Origin of the sequence: Cruoricaptor ignavus (assembly GCF_900141665.1) — a bacterium.
Classification (GTDB): domain Bacteria; phylum Bacteroidota; class Bacteroidia; order Flavobacteriales; family Weeksellaceae; genus Cruoricaptor; species Cruoricaptor ignavus.
The window spans coordinates 71,002-91,149 of record NZ_FQYI01000004.1; the positions used below are offsets into that span (position 1 = coordinate 71,002).

General features: G+C 46.6%; 19 protein-coding genes and 1 tRNA gene. 6 read left to right on the forward strand and 14 right to left on the reverse strand.

Annotated features, from left to right (window positions below):
- Positions 1 to 16: 16 nt before the first annotated feature.
- From lepA to BUB43_RS05520, 4 genes are all read right to left on the reverse strand, one after another.
- On the reverse strand, positions 17 to 1,813 hold the full coding sequence (gene lepA / locus BUB43_RS05505; RefSeq protein WP_073179090.1) for a translation elongation factor 4: 1,797 nt from the start codon (positions 1,811 to 1,813) through the stop codon (positions 17 to 19).
- 151 nt (positions 1,814 to 1,964) lie between these two features.
- A complete protein-coding gene (locus BUB43_RS05510; protein ID WP_143154045.1) occupies positions 1,965 to 2,414 on the reverse strand; it encodes a hypothetical protein in 450 nt (149 codons plus the stop codon).
- Positions 2,415 to 2,418: 4 nt separating this feature from the next.
- Positions 2,419 to 2,967 (reverse strand): hypothetical protein, encoded by a 549-nt coding sequence (locus tag BUB43_RS05515; RefSeq protein WP_073179093.1) that lies wholly within the window; start codon positions 2,965 to 2,967, stop codon positions 2,419 to 2,421.
- A 10-nt stretch (positions 2,968 to 2,977) separates the two neighbouring features.
- A complete protein-coding gene (locus BUB43_RS05520; protein ID WP_073179095.1) occupies positions 2,978 to 3,529 on the reverse strand; it encodes an RNA polymerase sigma factor in 552 nt (183 codons plus the stop codon).
- A 255-nt stretch (positions 3,530 to 3,784) separates the two neighbouring features.
- On the opposite strand from BUB43_RS05520, the gene BUB43_RS05525 reads away from it, so the two are divergent.
- Genes BUB43_RS05525 through BUB43_RS05535 form a run of 3 tightly spaced genes read left to right on the forward strand, consistent with a single transcriptional unit; the run spans position 3,785 to position 9,150 of the window.
- Positions 3,785 to 6,427: a TonB-dependent receptor domain-containing protein gene (locus BUB43_RS05525; protein WP_073179097.1), complete on the forward strand. Its 2,643-nt coding sequence runs from the start codon at positions 3,785 to 3,787 to the stop codon at positions 6,425 to 6,427.
- 2 nt (positions 6,428 to 6,429) lie between these two features.
- A complete protein-coding gene (locus BUB43_RS05530) occupies positions 6,430 to 7,842 on the forward strand; it encodes a hypothetical protein (RefSeq protein WP_073179098.1) in 1,413 nt (470 codons plus the stop codon).
- 6 nt (positions 7,843 to 7,848) lie between these two features.
- Entirely contained in the window at positions 7,849 to 9,150 is a 1,302-nt protein-coding gene (locus tag BUB43_RS05535) for an alkaline phosphatase family protein (protein WP_073179100.1), read from the forward strand.
- 169 nt (positions 9,151 to 9,319) lie between these two features.
- Here the strand turns inward: BUB43_RS05535 and BUB43_RS05540 are convergent.
- From BUB43_RS05540 to BUB43_RS05570, 7 genes are all read right to left on the reverse strand, one after another.
- Positions 9,320 to 9,393: transfer RNA gene (locus tag BUB43_RS05540), tRNA-Asn, on the reverse strand.
- A gap of 73 nt (positions 9,394 to 9,466) precedes the next feature.
- Positions 9,467 to 10,951 (reverse strand): RIP metalloprotease RseP, encoded by a 1,485-nt coding sequence (rseP, locus tag BUB43_RS05545; RefSeq protein WP_073179102.1) that lies wholly within the window; start codon positions 10,949 to 10,951, stop codon positions 9,467 to 9,469.
- 48 nt (positions 10,952 to 10,999) lie between these two features.
- Entirely contained in the window at positions 11,000 to 11,635 is a 636-nt protein-coding gene (locus BUB43_RS05550; protein WP_073179104.1) for a Type 1 glutamine amidotransferase-like domain-containing protein, read from the reverse strand.
- A 42-nt stretch (positions 11,636 to 11,677) separates the two neighbouring features.
- Positions 11,678 to 13,258, reverse strand: a complete 1,581-nt coding sequence (nadB, locus tag BUB43_RS05555) for an L-aspartate oxidase (RefSeq protein ID WP_073179106.1) — start codon at positions 13,256 to 13,258, stop codon at positions 11,678 to 11,680.
- 62 nt (positions 13,259 to 13,320) lie between these two features.
- Entirely contained in the window at positions 13,321 to 13,791 is a 471-nt protein-coding gene (rnhA, locus tag BUB43_RS05560) for a ribonuclease HI (protein ID WP_073179108.1), read from the reverse strand.
- Positions 13,792 to 13,900: 109 nt separating this feature from the next.
- On the reverse strand, positions 13,901 to 15,478 hold the full coding sequence (gene dnaB / locus BUB43_RS05565) for a replicative DNA helicase (protein WP_073179110.1): 1,578 nt from the start codon (positions 15,476 to 15,478) through the stop codon (positions 13,901 to 13,903).
- 65 nt (positions 15,479 to 15,543) lie between these two features.
- Complete coding sequence (locus BUB43_RS05570; RefSeq protein ID WP_073179262.1) at positions 15,544 to 15,981, reverse strand: hypothetical protein; 438 nt, start codon at positions 15,979 to 15,981, stop codon at positions 15,544 to 15,546.
- Positions 15,982 to 16,047: 66 nt separating this feature from the next.
- Between BUB43_RS05570 and BUB43_RS05575 the strand changes: the two genes are divergently transcribed.
- Complete coding sequence (locus BUB43_RS05575; RefSeq protein ID WP_073179112.1) at positions 16,048 to 16,386, forward strand: DMT family transporter; 339 nt, start codon at positions 16,048 to 16,050, stop codon at positions 16,384 to 16,386.
- 33 nt (positions 16,387 to 16,419) lie between these two features.
- On the opposite strand, the gene BUB43_RS05580 is transcribed toward BUB43_RS05575, so the two are convergent.
- From BUB43_RS05580 to BUB43_RS05590, 3 genes are all read right to left on the reverse strand, one after another.
- Positions 16,420 to 17,379, reverse strand: a complete 960-nt coding sequence (locus BUB43_RS05580; RefSeq protein WP_073179114.1) for a T9SS type A sorting domain-containing protein — start codon at positions 17,377 to 17,379, stop codon at positions 16,420 to 16,422.
- Positions 17,380 to 17,467: 88 nt separating this feature from the next.
- Complete coding sequence (locus tag BUB43_RS05585) at positions 17,468 to 18,973, reverse strand: GH3 auxin-responsive promoter family protein (protein ID WP_073179264.1); 1,506 nt, start codon at positions 18,971 to 18,973, stop codon at positions 17,468 to 17,470.
- Between the two features lie 66 nt (positions 18,974 to 19,039).
- Positions 19,040 to 19,285, reverse strand: coding sequence for a hypothetical protein (locus BUB43_RS05590; protein ID WP_073179116.1), 246 nt, complete (start codon positions 19,283 to 19,285; stop codon positions 19,040 to 19,042).
- A gap of 82 nt (positions 19,286 to 19,367) precedes the next feature.
- On the opposite strand from BUB43_RS05590, the gene BUB43_RS05595 reads away from it, so the two are divergent.
- Both BUB43_RS05595 and BUB43_RS05600 read left to right on the forward strand, forming a co-directional pair.
- Positions 19,368 to 19,613: a UPF0175 family protein gene (locus tag BUB43_RS05595; protein ID WP_073179118.1), complete on the forward strand. Its 246-nt coding sequence runs from the start codon at positions 19,368 to 19,370 to the stop codon at positions 19,611 to 19,613.
- Positions 19,606 to 20,088 carry a PIN domain-containing protein gene (locus tag BUB43_RS05600; RefSeq protein ID WP_073179119.1) on the forward strand — a complete coding sequence of 161 codons (483 nt, stop codon included), beginning with the start codon at positions 19,606 to 19,608 and terminating at the stop codon, positions 20,086 to 20,088. The genes BUB43_RS05595 and BUB43_RS05600 overlap by 8 nt, the downstream gene beginning before the upstream one ends.
- Positions 20,089 to 20,148: the final 60 nt, after the last annotated feature.

Sequence of the window (20,148 nt, forward strand, 5' to 3'; positions counted from 1 at the left end):
TTTTTCTAAAAAAAAATTAATCATTCAGCTTTAGCACTGCCATAAATGCACTTTGCGGCACTTCCACCCTGCCTATCTGCTTCATCTTCTTCTTGCCCTCCTTCTGCTTTTCCAGAAGTTTCCGCTTCCGCGAAATATCGCCACCGTAGCATTTCGCCGTTACATCCTTACGCAGCGCCTTTATCGTTTCGCGCGCTATCACCTTCGTTCCTATGGCTGCCTGCACAGCAATGTCAAACTGCTGCCTTGGTATCAGCTCCTTCAGTTTCTCGCACATTTTTTTGCCGATTGTGTAGGCGTTGCTTTCGTGGATGAGGGATGAGAGCGCATCCACCATATCACCGTTGATAAGGATGTCCATCTTCACCAGCTTGGATGCGCGGAAACCGATGGGGTGATAATCGAAGGATGCGTAGCCTTTTGAAATGGATTTTAGGCGGTCGTAAAAATCGAAAACCACTTCTGCCAGCGGCATATTGAAAACAAGTTCCACGCGGTCTGCAGTCAGGTAGCTTTGGTTTACGATTTCGCCGCGCTTCTCGATGCATAGCGTCATCACAGGCCCTACGAATTCCGCTTTGGTGATGATGGTGGCTTTGATGTACGGCTCTTCCACGCGGTCCATGGTCACGGGGTCCATCATTTCGGAAGGGTTATTGATGAGTATCGGCGTTTCGGGATCTTTCTTCGTGAAACCGTGGTAGGATACATTGGGAACGGTGGTGATGACATTCATATTAAACTCCCTGTCCAGCCTTTCCTGCACGATTTCCATATGCAGCATCCCGAGGAAACCGCACCGGAAACCGAAACCAAGCGCCGCGGAACTTTCCGGCTCGAAAACCAGCGATGCATCATTTAGCCGAAGTTTTTCCAGCGATAATCTTAATTCCTCAAAATCCTCAGAATCAATAGGATAGATGCCGGCAAAAACCATAGGCTTCACCTCCTCGAAACCTTCAATCGGTTTCTCGGCAGGTTTTTCCGTAGCGGTGATGGTATCGCCCACCTTTACTTCGCGGGCATCCTTTATCCCTGAAATTATGTAGCCTACATCGCCGGTTTTTATCTCGTCTTTCGGCTGCTGTTTCAGTTTTAAAGTGCCCACCTCATCGGCATCGTATTCCTTTCCGGTGGCCATAAATTTCACTTTCTGACCTTTGCGGATGCTCCCGTTCACCACTTTAAAATAAGCCTCAATGCCGCGGAATGGATTGTAAACGGAATCAAAAATCAGCGCCTGCAGCGGTGCTTCGGGATCTCCCTGCGGTGCAGGAATTCTCTCCACGATTTGCTCCAGAAGTTCGTGCACGCCCTCACCGGTTTTCCCGGAAACGCGCAGAACATCTTCATAATCGCAGCCGATAAGGCCCATTATTTCGTCCGTCACTTCCTCCGGATTTGCGGAAGGCAGGTCTATCTTATTTAAAACAGGGATGATGGTAAGGTCGTTCTCCAACGCCAGGTAAAGATTGCTAATCGTCTGAGCCTGAACGCTTTGTGCTGCATCCACAATCAGAAGTGCGCCTTCGCACGCAGCGATAGAGCGGGAAACTTCATAGGAAAAATCCACATGACCCGGTGTATCGATGAGGTTCAGCACATACTTTTCGCCTTTGTACTCGTAGTCCATCTGTATGGCGTGAGATTTTATGGTAATGCCGCGCTCTTTTTCCAGTTCCATATCATCCAGCGTCTGGGCTTGCAGTTCCCGCTGGGTAACGGTGTTGGTATATTCCAGCAGGCGGTCTGCCAGCGTAGATTTTCCGTGGTCAATATGTGCAATGATGCAGAAATTGCGTATATTCTTCATTAAAAGATAAATGTGCGCAAAGTTAGTAAAACTTGCGTTTTGCATTAGGCTGTAAGCAATATGCTTTAAGCATTTAAGTTATCGCCTACAAATTGAACAACCCTTGCAGAATCGCTCCGCAAGGGTTGCCCAACATTAAAAAAACAAACTATTATGGGTGTTTCTCCAAGGCTTTGCATTCGTGCGCTGCCTGCTGGTGTATGATTTTTTGCCGCACCATACCTTCCGTGCTGAATAGCTTTAAAACCTGCTGCGGCGAAAGCACGCTCTGCATTTTCTGCGAGTAAGCACGGCGGTTGTTCAGTAGTGCCTGGCCTACTTCAAAGCTTTCGTTCAGCTTCTGCAGGGCTGCGTCATCGCTCAGTTTTTCCGGGTTGAAATCCGTGCTGAAGCGCGATTTTATCTTCCGCTGAGAATCGTGGTATTCCGAGTAAATCCTGCGGAATTCCGCCTCTTCCTTCGGTGAAACCTTCAGGCTCTGCACCATCATATCTGCCCTTGCAGCGCGCATTTCCTGCATACGCTCTTCCGTGTGGAACTGCTGTGCGCATATCATCGCTGTGCCGAAAAACGCCGCTAAACAGAATAATTTTGATTTCATAGAATTAATAGTATATGTCCAGATACACATCGTTTTCCGCGCCCTTAATGTAGTCCGCCACCTCATCCTGCGTCATCCTTGCTATCACCTGTTCCACCAGAACTTCCTGCCTTGCGCCGCTTGGCGCTTTTTTCGGCTGAATTTTCCTTGGTGAAGCGGCGGGTTTTTCGGGGCGTTCGGTTTGGCTTGGATTAATGTTTTCCGCAAAAGTTAAAACCGGCTGGCTTTCATCCGCAAAATTCTTTTCCGGGATGCTTGCCGGTTCTGCTTTTTGAATCAATGGTTCTGCAACCTGCTCGGTTTCAATGGTTTTGGCCAAAGTTTGCTGTGCCGGTTTTTCATTGGTGAAAAGGTAGCCCAGCCCAAAGACCGCCACTATTGCCGCTGCAGCAGCATACCACCAGCCATTTTTCTTTTTGGCTACTGGGATGATGGATGAATGGTTTTGCGCCGCCGTTTTATCCAGAACATTTTGTTGCATCTTCCCGAAGAAATCTTTGGGCACGCTGTAGATGTTTTTCCGCTCAAGTCGTTCAATATCAATATTTTCCATCGCTGAAAAATTATAATTCGTAGTTCTGCCTTATAAAATCTTCCACTTTTTGCTTCGCGTAGTGGTAGTTGGTTTTCAGTGTATTTACCGACATTTCCATAATTTCGCTCATCGTATCGTACGGCAAATCGTCGTAATACCGCATCGTGAAAACAGCCTTCTGCTTTTCCGGCAGCGTTTGTATTGCCTTTTGCAGTAATATTTGTATTTCTTCCGCATCGCCCGCCGCATTTTCCGCCACCATATTTTGCAGGATGATTTCCGCATCATCTCCCGCCTTCTGCAATCGCTTCGCCTTCTTTAAATATTGAAGCGCCTCGTTGGTCGCAATTCTGTAGAGCCAAGTGTATATTTTGCTTTCATTTTTAAACTGATGAAAGTTTTCATAAGCCTTAATGAAAGTATCCTGCAGGATATCTTGAGCGGCATCATGCTCTACCACCATTCTGCGGATATGCCAGTAAAGCCGGCTCTGGTAGGCGTCCATCAGCGCACGCAAGCCTTTCTCGCGGGTGCGTGGCTCTGCCATCCATTCCAAAATCCGGTCATCCTGGTTATCCATCCGCTGGTTTTAGTTTGATGCAAAATTTCGGATAAAGTTAAATATTTGAGACTATTTTCCTAATCTCGAAATTACCCGTATGAATTCTGAATAGTTAGATGTATACAGTTCTTCCATTTAGCTTTTGCTAAACAACTCTCTGATTTTGATCTTGTCAATTAAGAAATTTTATTAACACAAAATTATTATACGGTTAATGTTTTCTTAATATGTAAGAAAAGACCTAATTGTATGTTTGTAAAAATTTAATTATAAATGAAAAGAGAAGTTCAGGCAGTCAAATTTCTTTTGGCATTTGGTGTCCTTATTGTCGGCGAGAATGCGATGGCGCAGACCAAGGATTCAATTAAAACGAGACAGATTGATGAGGTTGTAATCACGGGGCAGGGTGCTGCAATCTCCAAGCGGAGAATTTCCAACACTGTCACAACCATCAACAGCAAGGAACTGGAAAAGGTACCGTCACAAAGGCTCGATGCTCAGCTGAGCGCTTTAGTACCGAATGCCCAGATTAATCTTAGTGGCGGCCAGGCAGGATCCACTTCCATCATAAAAGCCAGGGGTATAAATTCCGCATTTCTGAATTCCACCCCTATAATATATGTGGATGGGGTAAGGATGGATAATATGAATACCAGATCTGCATTCGGTACTTCCCAAGCCTCGGCGATGAGTTCAATTGCAGACATCCCTATGGATAATATTGAAAGGATTGAATACATCAACGGTGGTGCGGCTACTACACTTTACGGTGCTGATGCGGCCAACGGCGTAATCCAGATCTTTACTAAGAAAGGCAGCGGCAGAGGAACAAATTATTCATTATTGGCTGAGACAGGGTTTCAGACACCGACTGCCGATTTTCTTTATTTTAAGAGAACCAAAGATCTTCTCTTTGAAAATGGATATACCCAGAAATACCGGTTCAACATGAACGGAAAATCCGGCAGAGACTTTGGGTACAGCTTCTCCGCAAGCTATCTGAACAGCAGTGGTGTGCAGATTTTTAAGCAGAATGAAAATCAGAAAATAGACATCAGCACCGGCTTCCGCACGAAACTTTTTGAAGGAATGGATTACGAATCCTCTTTCAGCTATGTGCGAAACGAATATAAACATAACCGAAACGGAAACCTAGGCGGATATACAGGTCTTTGGTTTACGGAATCCGGTGCGTCGAAGATTACGGGGCCGGGCTTTAATAACCGGCTGGACGATCTTACGGATCAAGAATTTCAGGCCATCCGCGATTATGTTCGCGAAGCTGAAAGACTGCAGGACAATGCCATTACTGTCAACAGATTTTTTACTTCCCAGACGGTGAAATACAAACCAGTTAACAGTCTTAACATCAAGCTGACCGGAGGTTTGGATTATCGTACGCAGAAGCAGAACATCATCACTACAAATCAGTATCTATCCCATACCACAGGTAAACCGGTTACCAACCAGGGCAGCATCTCAAATCTTACGCGGTATTATCTGGGGATTACCGGTGAACTCACAGCGCAGCATACTGCAAAAGCGCGTGATTTTTCCTTCATCACTACAGCAGGTGCCCAGGTTTTCACCACGGAGGATTATCAGGTTTCCTACAGCGGCACCAATGTGCGCGACGGTGCAAAGCTGGTCTCAGAAGCTGCTGTGAAAACCGCCAATGATTTCTTAAACCAGTCCGTGAACTATGGTATCTATCTCCAGGAAAACATCGGATTCAAAAATAAAGCCTTTATAGATTTAGGAATTCGCGGAGATAAAAATACCTCCTTCGGGAAGGAAGTCGGTATGCAGTTTTACCCGAAAGCCGGGCTTTCCTATGTACTTTCCAGCGAACCTTGGATGGGGGATTTCTTTTCTACCCTGCGGCTGAGAGCCAATTACGGTGTCGCAGGAAATCTTCCGCCGGCCTATGCCAATGATAAAACCGTGAGGTTCTTAGGTTTCGGAGGTGAGCAGGCTGCATTTTTCGGGCAACTCGGGAATGAATTCCTGAAACCGGAGAAAACAAAAACCTGGGAAGCCGGTATAGATGCTAATTTCCTGGATAACAGAATGAATCTTTCCGCTGGATATTACAATGCAAAAACTATAGATGCGCTTTTCTATCTGCGCTTGGCACCATCTTACGGATATTCATCCAATCAGCTTTTTAACATTGGTGAAATTGAAAACAAAGGATGGGAAACCAGGCTGTCCCTTGTCCCGGTGCGTACCGAAAATACAGAACTGACTTTAAGCGGATCCTTCAACACGGTGAAAAATAAGGTGCTGGATACAGGAGGCGCTCCTGCTTTCAACATCAACGGTTTTAGCGAAAGAACTATTCAGACTGTGGTGCAGGAAGGCTATCCTGTAGGGTTTCTTCGCGGCTACTACGGAATTTTTGATGACAACGGTGTTCTAAAGGAAAGCATTCCGCTGTCTTATCTTGGAACTACAATCCCAGAATATTATGGTAATGTAGGGTTGAATTTCCGGTATAAAAACTTTAATCTGTTTTCATCGGGCAGCTATCAGATGGGTGCGTATGCATCGAACTGGGATGCGCAGTTCCGTTTCCTATACGGTGCCTCGGATGATAATGTGCCTGCCGGGGAAATCAATCAGAATGGCAGAAAAAACTGGCTGAGTTTTTCCAATGCATTTATTGAGAAAACGGACTTTCTGAAAATCAGAAATATCGGTATGACCTATACCTTTGACCTTAATAACAATCAAAGCCTCACAGCAGGTTTTAACGCTATCAATCCGTTTAACTTTGCTAAATCCTCCTTCGATCCGGAGGCTACCATACCGGGAGGTGCCCAGGGACAGGGTGGCGCCACTACAGGGGGTATTTCCTACGCTACCTATTCCGCTCCCAGAGAATTTCTAATTTCACTTAAATACAATTTCTGACCATGAAAAAAATCATAATCGCTTCAGTAGTATTAGCATCCATAATCACCGGTTGCAGGGACAATCCGAATGTAACGGAAGATGTTTTCCTGACAACACCAAACTCTATGAGCAGCTGGATTGTAGGTGTAAACCGGCAGGCCGCACTTACAATGAATTCCGTAATCATCAATGCTGAGATTACTTCCGATAATTACTTCAACAATTATTCGCAATATACCAAGGTTTTCGACCGGCTGCAGATCGAGTATTTCGACTATGATGTGAACCAACTGCAGAATCAGGTTTCTGCGCTGTATGAAATGGCAGATTACGGAATTACAAAAGTAGCCGCTGCCGATAATACCACCACGAAAGCCAATATCGCCTACCTGCATCTGATGAGAGGGTATGCAAGGATTCTGGGCGGCGAGCTTTTTATTGCCCTGCCGGAATCTCCAAAAGGCAAGATTTTAACATCCCAGCAGCTAATCCAGAAGGCTGTAGATGATATCAATAATGCCATATCGCTTGGCTTGGGTGCAAATGAAGCGCAGTTTGCCAACCTGCTGCTGGCCAGGGCTTATTACAATCTAGGTGATAAATCCAATGCTAAGAAAATGGCTACCACCGTCATTTCATCAAACCCTCAGATGCTTTACACTATTAAATATGACGGTCAAAACGGAGTGGGCAATGAGATGCAGAATGCCACATTCGAAGCGCTGCCAAACCGCCTGGCGCCTCTGCCAAGGCTCGATTTCCTGGATCCGAAATATTTTTACAAAGGTACTGCAGCTCTGGAGCAGAAGAGCATTGCAATCGGCAAAAGCGAAGAAGCCTATCTGATCCTTGCAGAAGCCTACCTTAGTGAAAACAATCTCTCCTTTGCGAAAGATGTTCTTATCAACCTCATAAACGATGTGGTGGCAAAAAGGCCTACAGCGATGGTGAATGATAAAAAGGAAACCAGAAACGGAGGCAACAGAAAAGATTATCCGCTGAAAGCCGTAGGTGTAAAGTTTTCTGCAGATGCTCCGGTGAAAACCGGGCTGGTGCTCGATAGACAGGCAGGAGATGTGAAAGTTTATACAGTCTCAGGAACAAGTGTGACCGCTGACGATGTGGCAAAAGCAGATTCTGTGGAAAGTCTGCTTTATCTCACTTACCTTCTGCGCCAGGAAATTTTCATCTCTGAAGGAAGGAGGCTTTTGGATCTTGGCATCAAGTACCCGATTTCTCAGATTGAGGAGAACAATAATCCTAATGTAACTGCGGAATTTACAAAGGTTCAAATCCCGGAATTTGTACCAAAGGATTTAGGTTTGGATGATTTTTCCACCGATGCCAGCGGCACTGTCACCATTAAAAATGATATGAACCGCATCATTGTGAATAACCGCAAATCGCCATTTATAGCACCATTTTTCAAGTAGAATGATATGAAAAAGTTAATAATAAGCCTGTTTATCATTGTTTCATCCGTACTTTCAGCACAGAGCGACAGATATCTGATACTGATTACAATTGACGGTTTCCGTCCGGAATTTTACAGAGACCAGTACTTTCCTGCGCCTACACTGCAGTGGCTGGCAAAAGAGGGTGCTTCTGCAGATGAGGTGAAAACTATTTTTCCGTCCGTTACCTACCCATCTCACACCACAATCGTTACCGGCGTACTTCCCGCGAAGCACGGCATTTATTACAACACGAAATTTGATGAGAACGGACAAATGTCCGGCTGGGTTTACGATTCAAAGGAAATAAAAGCCACTACCATTTGGGAAACCCTGAAAGGGAAAGGCCTGACAACAGCTTCTGTAAGCTGGCCGATTACCGTGGGAAATAAATTTATAGACTATAACATTCCGGAAATCTGGTCTTTTGAAAACGGTGAAGACAGAATCTCCGCAAGCCGAGAGTATTCCACGCCCGCAGGCTTATTTGATGAGGCAATGCAGAATGCTACAGGGCATATGCAAATCCCGGAGTTTAACCTTTCGTCTATGGTGATGGATCAGAATCTCAGCAGACTTTCCGGGTTTATCTTTACTAAGTACAGGCCGAACTTTATGACGCTTCACCTACCAATTGTGGACGGCGCACAGCATCTGGAAGGTAGAGAGGGTGATAAGGTGAGAATGGCAGTGGCCAATGCGGACAGTGCTATTGGCTTCCTTCTCGAAACAGTCAGGAGAAGCGGGCTTTCCGAAAAAACTGATGTCATCATCACCGGAGATCACGGCTTTGTGACCAGGAAATTCAGTGTTTCACCAAATGTCTGGCTGAAGAGAAATAATTTGTATGATAAAGCCTATTTCGTAAGCACAGGCGGATCCGTATTCCTTTATCTCCGTAATCCGAAGGACAGATCCACCCTGGCAAAAGTGAAAGATATGCTCGCTAAACTGCCTGCAGAGGAGAGGAAAACCTTTACAATAATTGAAGGAAAAAAACTTACCGATGCTATGGTAGATCCTGTTGTTTCTCTAGCGCTGACAGCTGCAGACGGATATGCCTTCTCTGCGGCTGCTGATGGTGATGTTATTAAAAAATCCGAAGGCGGTACGCACGGCTATTATCCGGATTTTCATAACATTTATACCGGATTCATTGGTTACGGACCAAGTTTTAAAAAGGGTGCGAAAGCCGAAAACCTTAGCCTTACAGATTTTTATGACCTAGTTCAGGACATATTTTTCGGTACCCAGAAGGTGAAGAATGATTTTATCATCCGAAAGTAGTTATTCACTTTTTCATTATTCGATTGGCTCTGTGGAGTAATATCTCTGCAGAGTTTTTTATATCAAAATAATCGAAATTGTTAGAATATTTTCGGAAGTTTCATTTAATAATCAGGGATTCTTAAAGAAAAGCCACTCACAAATCTCTGTAAGTGGCTGATTATCAGGGCTCCTCCTGCTGGGCTCGAACCAGCGACCCTCTGATTAACAGTCAGATGCTCTAACCGACTGAGCTAAGGAGGATTGTGCTTTTCCTGAAAGCGTGTGCAAATATAAGGCAGTTTTTATTTCCTACCAAATTTTATTGCAATTATTTTTAAAATCCGCCCGTTAAAAGCTTGTAAATATCATTGCCGAAAACCAGCAGCATCAGCCCTAAAAGGAAGATGACGCCTATCAGCTGTGCGTGCTCCAAAACCTTTTGTGGCACGGGTTTCCCAGTGATGATTTCCCACAGTGTGAACATCACATGGCCACCATCCAAACCAGGAATCGGGATGAGATTTAAAAATGCCAGCCATACGGAAAACATCGCCGTAAACTTCCAAAAGCCCGCCCAGTTTATCGCGATGCTGCCGTCCGCTTTCTTATCCACAGGCATCATATTCACAATGGCAATCGGGCCGCCCACATTTTTGTAGCCCTGCACCTTGGAATTGAATATTATTTTAAACTGCTTCACCTGCATCGTGAGCGCTTCTATCGTGCGCGTAAAACCGCGCGGGATGCTCTGCCAAACGCCGTATTGCCGCTCCGTCACAAATTTCGTCATCGGCTCCAGGTTTTGCATCACGCCAATTTTTCCATTGGCATCCACAGGAATGCTCGCCGTGCGGATTTCACCGCCGTTCTCCAGCGAGAGTTCCACGGTTTTCCCTTTATTTTGGTTGAAAAAATCCTTCACCTCATCGTCAAAATTCACCGGTCGTCCGTTCACCGCCGTTACTTTGTCGCCCTTTCTCAGCCCTGCATTCTTCGCACCTTCGGAAAATGCGCTGTCTATCACCATCGGAAATCTCGGCAGCATATACAGCGCGGCTTCTCTCTGCCGTATCACTTCCGCTATGCCTTCCTCGTTCACGGGGAAGGTTACTTCGCTGCCGTTTCTCTCCACCGTCACTTCATCGCTGAAGAGCAGGTTGATGGCAGTTTCTTCAAAGCGCTCCACCGGCTTTCCGTCCAGCCTTAGGATTTTGTCTCCGTTCTGCAATCCGATTTTTTTCCCGGATGATGATACGGAAATTCCATCATCAAACTTCTTTAAATCCGTGAAAAATTCGCCGTTGAAAAAGCTCAGGCAGGAATAGATGAGCCAGGCAAGCAGGAAGTTTACGGTAACGCCGCCCAGCATTATGATGAGCCTCTGCCACGCTGGTTTGCTGCGGAACTCCCACGGTTCTGCGGGTTTTTGCAGCTGTGCGGTGTCCATACTTTCGTCCACCATCCCGGCGATTTTCACATAGCCACCCATCGGCAGCCAGCCGATGCCGTACTTCGTGCTTTCTGGGTGCTTTCGCCAATCGTTTTCCGGAAGCCTGCTGATGTCTATCGGGATTTCCTTCTCCTTGCCATCTACCATAATTTTCTCGGTGTCAGGCTGGTTGGGCGAAAGGAATTTGTATTGCCACTTCCCGTTGATTTTCTTCATTGAAAACAGCGAGAAGTAGGGATCGAAGAACAGGAAAAATTTCTCCACCCTGGTTTTGAACCACTTTGCCGGAAGGTAGTGGCCAAATTCGTGCAGCACCACGAGAATTGAGATGCACAGCACGAACTGAAAAATCTTGATAGCTATCTCCATCTGTAAAAATAATCCTGCAAAGATAGCGAATGTTGCGCGTATTTTGGATTAAGGTTTTTTCGGGGGATTTTGGCGGGCAGCTTCATCCAGGATTTGCACATCCTCGCCATTCACAATTATCGCCTGTGAATTATTAATTGTTTTCAGTTTAAGCTTATTGCCGTACTCGTTGAAAATTTCCTGCATAGGTTCTTTAAAAGGCTCTTCCCCAAAATGTGGAACCGTGTAAAAGTCGACCAGCGATAAACCTTTGAAATCCCAAATGTCATCAATTTTTTTATCCGCTTTTCCGATGTACTCGATGTTGGGCGATGCAATAACCGCACCTGCAGATTCTCCGATGAATAGCATCCCGGCTTTTATGCGTTCTGCGATGGTTTTTCCTAAATTCTTCTCTTGAATATTTTTAAGTAAATAGAAGGTGTTTCCACCGGAAAAGTATATGATGTCAAAATTGGAAATTTTCGATTTGATTTCGGCTTCCGAAAAAGTAGCCAAATCCATTTCTTCCGGCTCAAAACCTAAGCCCACGAAAGCTTCCCTCGCCTCATCCACAAACCTTTTATATTCCTCCAAATTGGAAGCGGTAGGCACAAATAGGATTTTGTTCGATTTCGATTCCGACAAAAAATCTCTGACCAGATTTTTAGTTCCCGCAAGATGGGATGTTAAAAATAATTTCATCTTTCAATCTCCAAGTTCTTAATCTCTAAATCTCCCAATTCCTTAATTCCTCACCAAATCCTTATTAAAAAAACTGCCTTTATTTTCCTGCATCGCCAGGGAATGTTTTATGATTAAGTAGCTCACATTCACCAGGTTGCGAAGCTCGGAAAGCTCGGGCGAGATTTTGGAGTGGTTGTAAAGTTCCGTTACCGCTTCGAAGATTTCGCGCTGCTTTTTCCGTGCCAGTTCCAGCCGGTGATTGCTGCGCACTATGCCTACCAGATCGCTCATCATCTCCTGCAGCTGCTTGCGGAAATACGAAATCATCACCTTCTCCTCCAGCGTTCGTATGCCCTCCTCATTCCATTCTGGTATGGCTTTCAGGTCATCAAAATTAAACTCATTTTTCCGAAGAAGCTCGATGCTTTTCATCGCTGCATTATGCCCGAAGACCAGGCCTTCCAGCAAGGAATTGGAAGCCAGCCGGTTTGCGCCGTGCAGTCCGGAATTCGTGCATTCTCCCACGGCAAAGAGGTTTTTGATGCTACTCTGTCCATCCAGATCAATATCGATTCCGCCCATCAGATAATGGCACGCCGGAACCACGGGAATCATCTGGCGGAACGGATCGATGCCCTCGTCCAGACATTTTTGGTAAATGTTCGGGAAATGCTCGCGGAATTTCTCCCTGTCCATCTCACGGCAATCCAGCCCCACGAAATCATCACCGCTGATTTTCAGCTCGTTGTCTATCGCCCTTGCCACGATGTCCCGCGAAGCCAGCTCCTCACGCTCATCATATTTATGCATAAATTTCTCGCCGTTTCTCAGGCGAAGTTTCGCGCCGTCTCCACGCACTGCCTCGGAAATCAGGAACAGCATCCCGTCTCTTTTCGAATACAAAGCCGTGGGGTGGAACTGATAGTACTGCATATTACTCACTTTTCCGCGGGCCCTGTGCACAAAGGCAATGCCATCTCCTGTCGCAATTTTCGGGTTCGTGGTGTTCTTGTACACATGGCCTGCACCACCTGTAGCCACCATCGTAATTTTTGCGGTGATTTTCTTAATCTGCTTCTGTTTTTCATCCAGAATGTACGCACCGTAGCAGTTAATATTCTCTTTGTCGAAGGACTTTCCGGGAACATGGTGCTCCGTAAGGATGTCGATTACATAATGATGATCCAGCATCTCGATGTTCGGCAGCTGGCGCACGGTTTCCAGCAGTGCCCGCTCGATTTCGTAGCCCGTGATGTCCTTGTGGTGCACGATGCGGTTCTCCGAGTGTCCGCCTTCTCTGCCCAGCTTGTACTCGCCGATTTTATTTTGGTCAAAATGCGTACCCCATTCCACAAGTTCCTGAAAGCGTGCCGGTGCCTCGCGGATTACCATCTCCACAACTTCGCGGTTATTTTCGCCGTCACCAGCACGGATGGTATCCTCAATGTGTTTCTCAAAACTATCCTGCGCGAAATTCATCACCACGGAAAGCCCGCCCTGTGCATACTTCGTATTGCTCTCATCCTCGTCGGATTTCGTTACGATCATTATCTTCGCTTCGGGCAGTTGCTCCGCAATTTTTATCGCATAGGTAAGGCCGGAAATTCCCGAGCCTACAACCAGCACATCCGCTTTTATCATCCCTCAAAAAATTTTAAACGAAATTAAGAAAAACTTGAAGAAGGGTAGGCTTATAGCAAAACTTAAAAAAACCCGCCCATTTTCTCAAAACCTTCATCAATTTTCAGGTTTTCGCCTTTGGCAGCTTCTACGGCAAGGCGGTCGCAGAGCTCGTTTTCCGCGTGTCCGGCGTGGCCCCTTATCCAGTGGAATGTTGGGTGATGAACTTTCATCAGCGCATAAAAACGCTGCCAAAGGTCGGGATTTTTCACTTTGGCGAAGCCTTTCTTCACCCATCCGAAAATCCACCTCTGGTTGATGGCATCTGCCACATAGCGGCTGTCCGTATAGATGTGCACCTCGTGGCCGGGCTCCTTCAGCTGCTCCAGCGCCGATATTACGGCGAGCAGTTCCATACGGTTATTAGTCGTTTTACGATAGCCCTGGCTGAAGGTTTTTTGGTAATTTGTGCCGGCAACGCGCATCAGTACGCCATATCCGCCTTTCCCAGGGTTTCCGCTGCAGGCACCGTCCGTGAATATTTCGATGGTCATCGCATTTTATAATTGATCATTGATAAATGATAGAGTGCAGCAACTGTCTGAAAATTTAACCTTTATAATTAATAAACCTCATTAACTATCGATTACCACTCATCACTCATCAAAACGGCATTTCGCTGAAGTCGTCCTCATCCAGATCGTTCAGTGCAGAGCCGCTCAGCCTGCCGGTATCCGGCATACCGAATGCCGCGCCGGGATCTATGGTCGTCCGGATCTGTTCATAGCCGCTTGGCCCCGGAGCCTGCGAGAAGCCGCCGGTTCCGTAAAGGTCCAGATCGGCAAATTTCCCGATGTTTTTGAAGAACGAGAGCCGCACATCTGCCGTGGCGCCGTTGCGGTGCTTGGCGATGATCAGCTCAGCCTGGTTTTCCGTGGAGGATTTCATACCCTCTTCATCATTATCCCACTCGGTGATTTTGTAGTACTCCGGGCGGAAGATGAAGGACACGATGTCGGCATCCTGCTCTATGGCGCCGGATTCCCGCAGGTCGGATAGTTGCGGCCTTTTCCCGGGCCTTGTTTCCACCGTGCGCGAAAGCTGGGAGAGAGCGATTACCGGTACATTAAGTTCTTTGGCGATGGCCTTCAGGGATCGCGAGATGGTTGCGATTTCCTGCTCGCGGTTGCCTATGGCCTTGCCGCCGGTGTTTGCCGTCATCAGCTGCAGATAATCCACCATAATGATTTTCACGCCGTGCTGCATCACGAGCCTGCGGCACTTGGCGCGGAAGTCGTAGATGGAGAGGGAGGGGGTTTCGTCGATGTAGAGCGGCGCGTTTTCCAGCTCGGAGATGTTGGAGAAAAGCCGCTCCCACTCCTCATCGCTCATCTTTCCCGTTCGGAGTTTTTCGGAGGAGATGCCCGTTTCGGAAGATATCATCCTTGTTATTAGCTGCACGGAGGCCATCTCCAGGGAGAAGAGCGCCAGGGGGATTTTCCTTTCCACCGCTATGTTCCGCGCCATCGAAAGGAGGAATGCCGTTTTACCCATTGCCGGCCTCGCCGCGATGATGATGAGGTCGGAATTCTGCCAGCCGCCAGTTTCTCTATCCACCGCCGTAAAGCCCGATGGGATCCCGGAAATTCCCTCCTTGTCCTTAAGGCTTTTAATGGTGTCAATGGCCTGTTTCACGAGGTTGTTCGCAGTGGCGAAACCTTTTTTTATTGTCCCGTTGGTGATTTCGAAAAAGCTTTGCTCGGCCTTGTCCAGAAGTTCGAATACATCCGTGGATTCCTTGTAAGAGCTGTCGATCACATTCGCAGAGACATTGATGAGGCTCCTCAGGATGAATTTCTCTAATACGATTCTTGCGTGATACTCGATGTGCGCGCTGGAGGATACGCTGAGCGTCAGGTCGATGATATAGGCGTCCCCGCCCGCGGCATTGAGTTTCTCAGTACGCTTCAGTTCCTGTATCACCGTCATCATATCCACAGGGTTGTTGGCCTCGAACAAGGCGCGTATGGCGGTAAAAATCTCGCGGTGGCGCGGGTCGTAGAAGACCTCCGGCGTCAGCAAGTCGAGGACATCGTTCAGGCCCTTGGTGTCTATGAGGATCGTGCCGAGAACAATGCGCTCGAAATCAACGGCATTGGGGGGCATTTTGCCGTCGGCTATCGAAAGCTCCCGCGCGAAATTGCCATGGGTGAGAGAAGATAGGGTTTCCTTTTGTGCCATTCTGCAAAAATACGCTTATTAATCTGCGCCGCTGCATAATGTGCAAATGTGGAAAACCTTTGCAGTTATTCCGCACGGTATTTTTTTATTTCATTGATGTAGATGCTCCGCTCGCCAGGATCATATTTTACCGAATCTTTTAGGTAAACTCCCGTGCTGTCCCTTTCCATTATAAAAGATTTTTCCTCAGAATTCGGCAGGAAGATTTCAGCCTTGGATTTTTCTTCGTTAAAAAGTATAAACGCGCTGATCACCGCCTCGCCGGGCTTGGCCTCGGTAGGGTTCAGCCTGTCTCCCACATTGAAGATCCTCACGCAGGTCTGCAGCAGCTCGCTCCAGCTTTCCCCGGCGGCGCCCAGGCAGCCGTGCTCATCCTTGGAGTTGCCGGTTAGTGCGCTGGGTTTGTCTTCGTTTTTTGTTTCTAATTGAGTCCCGGCGGCGGGCTTGCTTTCCGAGCAGGCAGCGAGTAAGATCAGTGTAAGGATGGGCAACAGCTTTTTCATAAGCGTAAATTTAGCGTAAATTTTACATTTGCACCTCATTTATAATGCAAAAATTATCTTTGCGCTGTGAACTGGTTGTTGATCATCATCGCAGGCCTTTTTGAAACTGGTTTTGCCTTCTGTATGGGGAAGGCGCGGGAGGCTACCGGCACATCCGCGGTGCTGTGGTGGCTGGGGTTTGTGGTTTGTATGGGCACCAGTATGGCGCTGATGTTCCGCGCCGTGAGCGGCCCGCAGGCGATTCCCATAGGCACTGCTTACGCGGTGTGGACGGGCATAGGTGCGGTGGGCGGCGTGCTTGTCGGTATTTTGTTTTTTGATGAACCCGCCACCTTCTGGCGGCTGTTTTTTGCCTTTACCCTCATCGCGTCCGTGGTGGGGCTTAAGTTTGTAAGCGGGGAATAAATAAACCGTCCATTTGGACGGTTTGTGGTGGGCTTAGTTTTTTATCAGCTTTTTCAGTACTAATCTTCCGTCTTTCAGTTCAATCCGGACATTGTAAATTCCTTTACTCAGCGACGATATGTCGGTAGTTTTAGATGTGGAAGTTTTAATCAGTCGTCCTGTCATATCCAGGATTTCCGCCTTTACAAAATCGCCTGCTTTTACCGTGAATTCTGAAACCGCAGGGTTTGGATAAATGTTCACATCTTTCGAAAGTTTCAGGTTTTCGGCGGAAAGGTAGTTGTAATCGTAAAGCGCCATACAGAGGCCTTTCAGGTTTTCGCCCAGCTCACTTCCGTAAGCAGCATATAGCGAATACCAATTGGTCAGGTTGGCACCATAATAGTTGTCGGCATCAACAAACATTGCATCCGCACTTTTGAAATCCGGCGAGAAAAACCAGTTCCACATCGAAGTCGTGTCATACAGGCTTTTCATCTTCACCTTTGGCGCGAAAAGCACCCAGTAAGTTTTATTGGCCTCTGCCACAAAACCGGAAGTATCTACCACGAAATCATAAACCAGGTCTTCCACTTTTTCAATGGCAAGTTTAGGGCTGTTCTTCTCCAGCTTTAGCGTAAGCACAGGCTGCACGCCATTTCCCGGAACACCGGCAGGCTTGCCGCCATTGTCTTCATAAATGTAAAGTTGGGCACCCAGAAAGCTTTCCGCAAGATTGTCTTCTACCTGATACCCGAGGAATTCTATATTTTTGATTTCCTTGGTTTCGCTGAGCGTGAAATCATCAGCGGAGAAAAACCCCTTATTGTCTTCCGTAACGAAAGAGCCGGAACCGTTTTGCCAATCCGCTTGCTGAATGTAAACAAGGTTTGGGTTCGTATCTCGGCTAAGATGAGTCTTGATTTCCTTGCCACTAAATTTTTGCGGCTTTAATTGAGCATTAAGACTAAGCGCAGTAAAAAGAGCCAGCGTGGAAAATAGAAGTTTTTTCATTGGAATGATTTTTAAGCAAAGTTAGGTGATTTGTTGGAATTTGCAAGATGAAATAATAGTTTAAAATGAATTGTCGCAGACATAACTCTTAACTTCCAACTTTTATCATCTCTAGCTTTTTTGCAATCTCCCTATCATTCGCTAATCTTGGAATTTTGTTTTGCCCGCCGAATTTTCCCACGGATTTTGCGTAATCGATGAAGGCGCCCTTTCTCAGCTTAAAGATTTTCAGCGGCTGCAACACATTTCCCGAAATCAAATCATCGTAATAGGCGTTCAGCTGCCGCATTTCGAAATCTAGGGTGTTGGCAAATTCCTTCAAGTCTTCAGGTTCCGAACTGAATTCCACAAACCATTCGTGAAATGGCAGGCCTTCCTGCGGATTAACCTGTGGTGCCAGGTGAAATTCCGTAATCTGCGCTGGATGCTTTGCCAAAGTGCGCTTCATCGCTTCTTCCACCTCATAGCCGATTATGTGTTCGCCAAAAGCCGAGGTGTAGTGCTTCGTTCTGCCGGAAACCAAGACACGGTGCGGATTTTTCGAGATGAACCTCACCACATCGCCTATCGAATACGCCCAGAGTCCGGAGTTTGTAGAGATCACCATTGCATAATCCTTGTCCAGCTCAATCTCGCTGATTGTCAGTCTTTTAGCATTCGGTTTGCCATAGTCTTCCAGCGGAATAAATTCGTAAAAGATGCCGTGGTTTGTGAGCAGCAGCAGGCCGTCATTTTCAAAATCATCCTGAAAGGCGAAGAAACCTTCGCTCGCCGGAAAGGTCTGCACGATGTCCACTTTTCCGCCGAGAAGCTGCTGCATTTTTTCACGGTAGGGCTCGTAATTCACGCCGCCAGTTACGATGATTTGAAGATTTGGGAAAATTTGTTTGATGGTTTTGCCGTGCTTTTCCGTCAGCTTTTCGAAGTACATCACAAGCCAAGGCGGTATTCCGGAAATCAGCGTCATATCCTGGTTTTCAGTCTCTTGCACTATGGCATCCACCTTCGTTTCCCAGTCTTCTATCGTGTTCGTTTCCCAGCTTGGCAGGCGGTTTTTCTGCAGATAATTCGGGATGTGGTGCGCCACGATGCCGGAAAGCCGCCCGGTTCTTATACCGTTCATTTCTTCAAGCACAGGGCTTCCCTGAAGGAAGATCATCTTGCCGTTTACAAAATCGGCGTTGTTTTTTTTGGCGATGTAGTGGAAGAGTGCGGATTGTGCGCCCCTCACCTGAAAATCCATCCCTTCTTTCGTGAGTGGAATGTACTTTGCGCCGGAAGTTGTGCCCGAAGTTTTCGCGAAATATTCCGGAATTCCGGGCCAGAGAATATTCCTGTCGCCGTGCTTTATTTTCTCGATAAAAGGTTTCAGGCCCTCATAATCCTGCACTGGAACTTTCGCCTGAAAGTCCTTCACGGAGCGGATCTCTTCAAACTGATGCACTCTGCCGAAAAGCGTTTTCTCGGCGGTTTTCACCAGGTTCATCAGTAGTTTTTCCTGGTCTTCCGCAGCATTCCGCTTGAAGTTTTCGGAAGATTTGATATGATTCTTCGCCCAGATTTTGGCGGCATTTTTCTTGATGAAATTCAGCACGGCAGAAAATTTAGCCAAAAATAAAAAAAAGCCTGCGCAATGCAGGCTGTTCGGTTTTTTTGCGGGCTATTTGTTTTCCTTGTACCGTCTGTCCGGCGTACCGTCTTTCTTCAGTTTTTTGTTCTCTTTATAGCGTCTGTCCGGTGTTCCGTCTTTCTTCAAATGACGATGGTGTGGAGGGGTTGGAAGCTCATCTTTTGCAGGTTTTTCCCTGTGATGTTTCGTTGGATGAGGGTGGTGAGGGTGAGTTTGCTGCGCCGAAGTCATACCCATAGCAAGAACGAAGGCAAGCGTTGCAATTAACTTTTTCATTTTCAGTAGGTTTAGGCTGCAAATGTAATGTTTTTGAAATAGAGGAGAAGATTCGCGAAAAATAAATTAACTTTGTCTCACGATGAATTATATTTTGGTTCAATACCCTGATTTTCTTGCTGATGCGATGCGTATCAGCTCGGAAGATTTTGCGAAAGAGGCAAGGCTTGCCACGCTGTTGAAACTTTTTGAGCAGGGAAAGATTTCATCCGGAAACGCAGCGAAAGCCATCGGTGTTTCCCGCCTGGAATTTCTGGAATTGGCTGGAACGGAAAATGTGGAAACCCTTTTTAGCGAAGCGCTTTCAGAAGATTTAGCCAATGCTTAAAGTTGTAAGCAATACCACGCCAGTTTTGTCTCTTTTGAAAATCGGCAGACTGGAGATTTTGAGAGAACTTTACGGTGAGATTCTTGTTCCGCAAGCTGTTTTTGAAGAAATTGAAGCTGGAAAAAATAAGCTATTTTATCAAGATTTATCGCTGATTTCCTGGGTGAAAATTGAAGAGGTGCAAAATAAAAATTCGCTTGCTTATTTTCTCGACCTGGATAAAGGTGAAGCGGAAGCCATCGCTTTGGCTGTAGAAACCAATGCGGATTTATTGATAATTGATGAAAAACTCGGGCGGTTTCACGCAAAGCACGCCGGATTAAAAATTACAGGAACAATTGGCGTTCTCCTGAAAGCAAAATCGCACGGAATTATTCAACAAATCCAGCCTTTGCTTATTGAGCTTCGCAATTCTAGTACTTGGATTAGCGACAAATTTTTCTCCGAAATTATTGATTTGGCGGGCGAACGATAGCTAAAGCCTGCTTCCTGCGAAAAAATTTACCTTTGCGCGGCGGTTTCGTGCGTTTGTGCG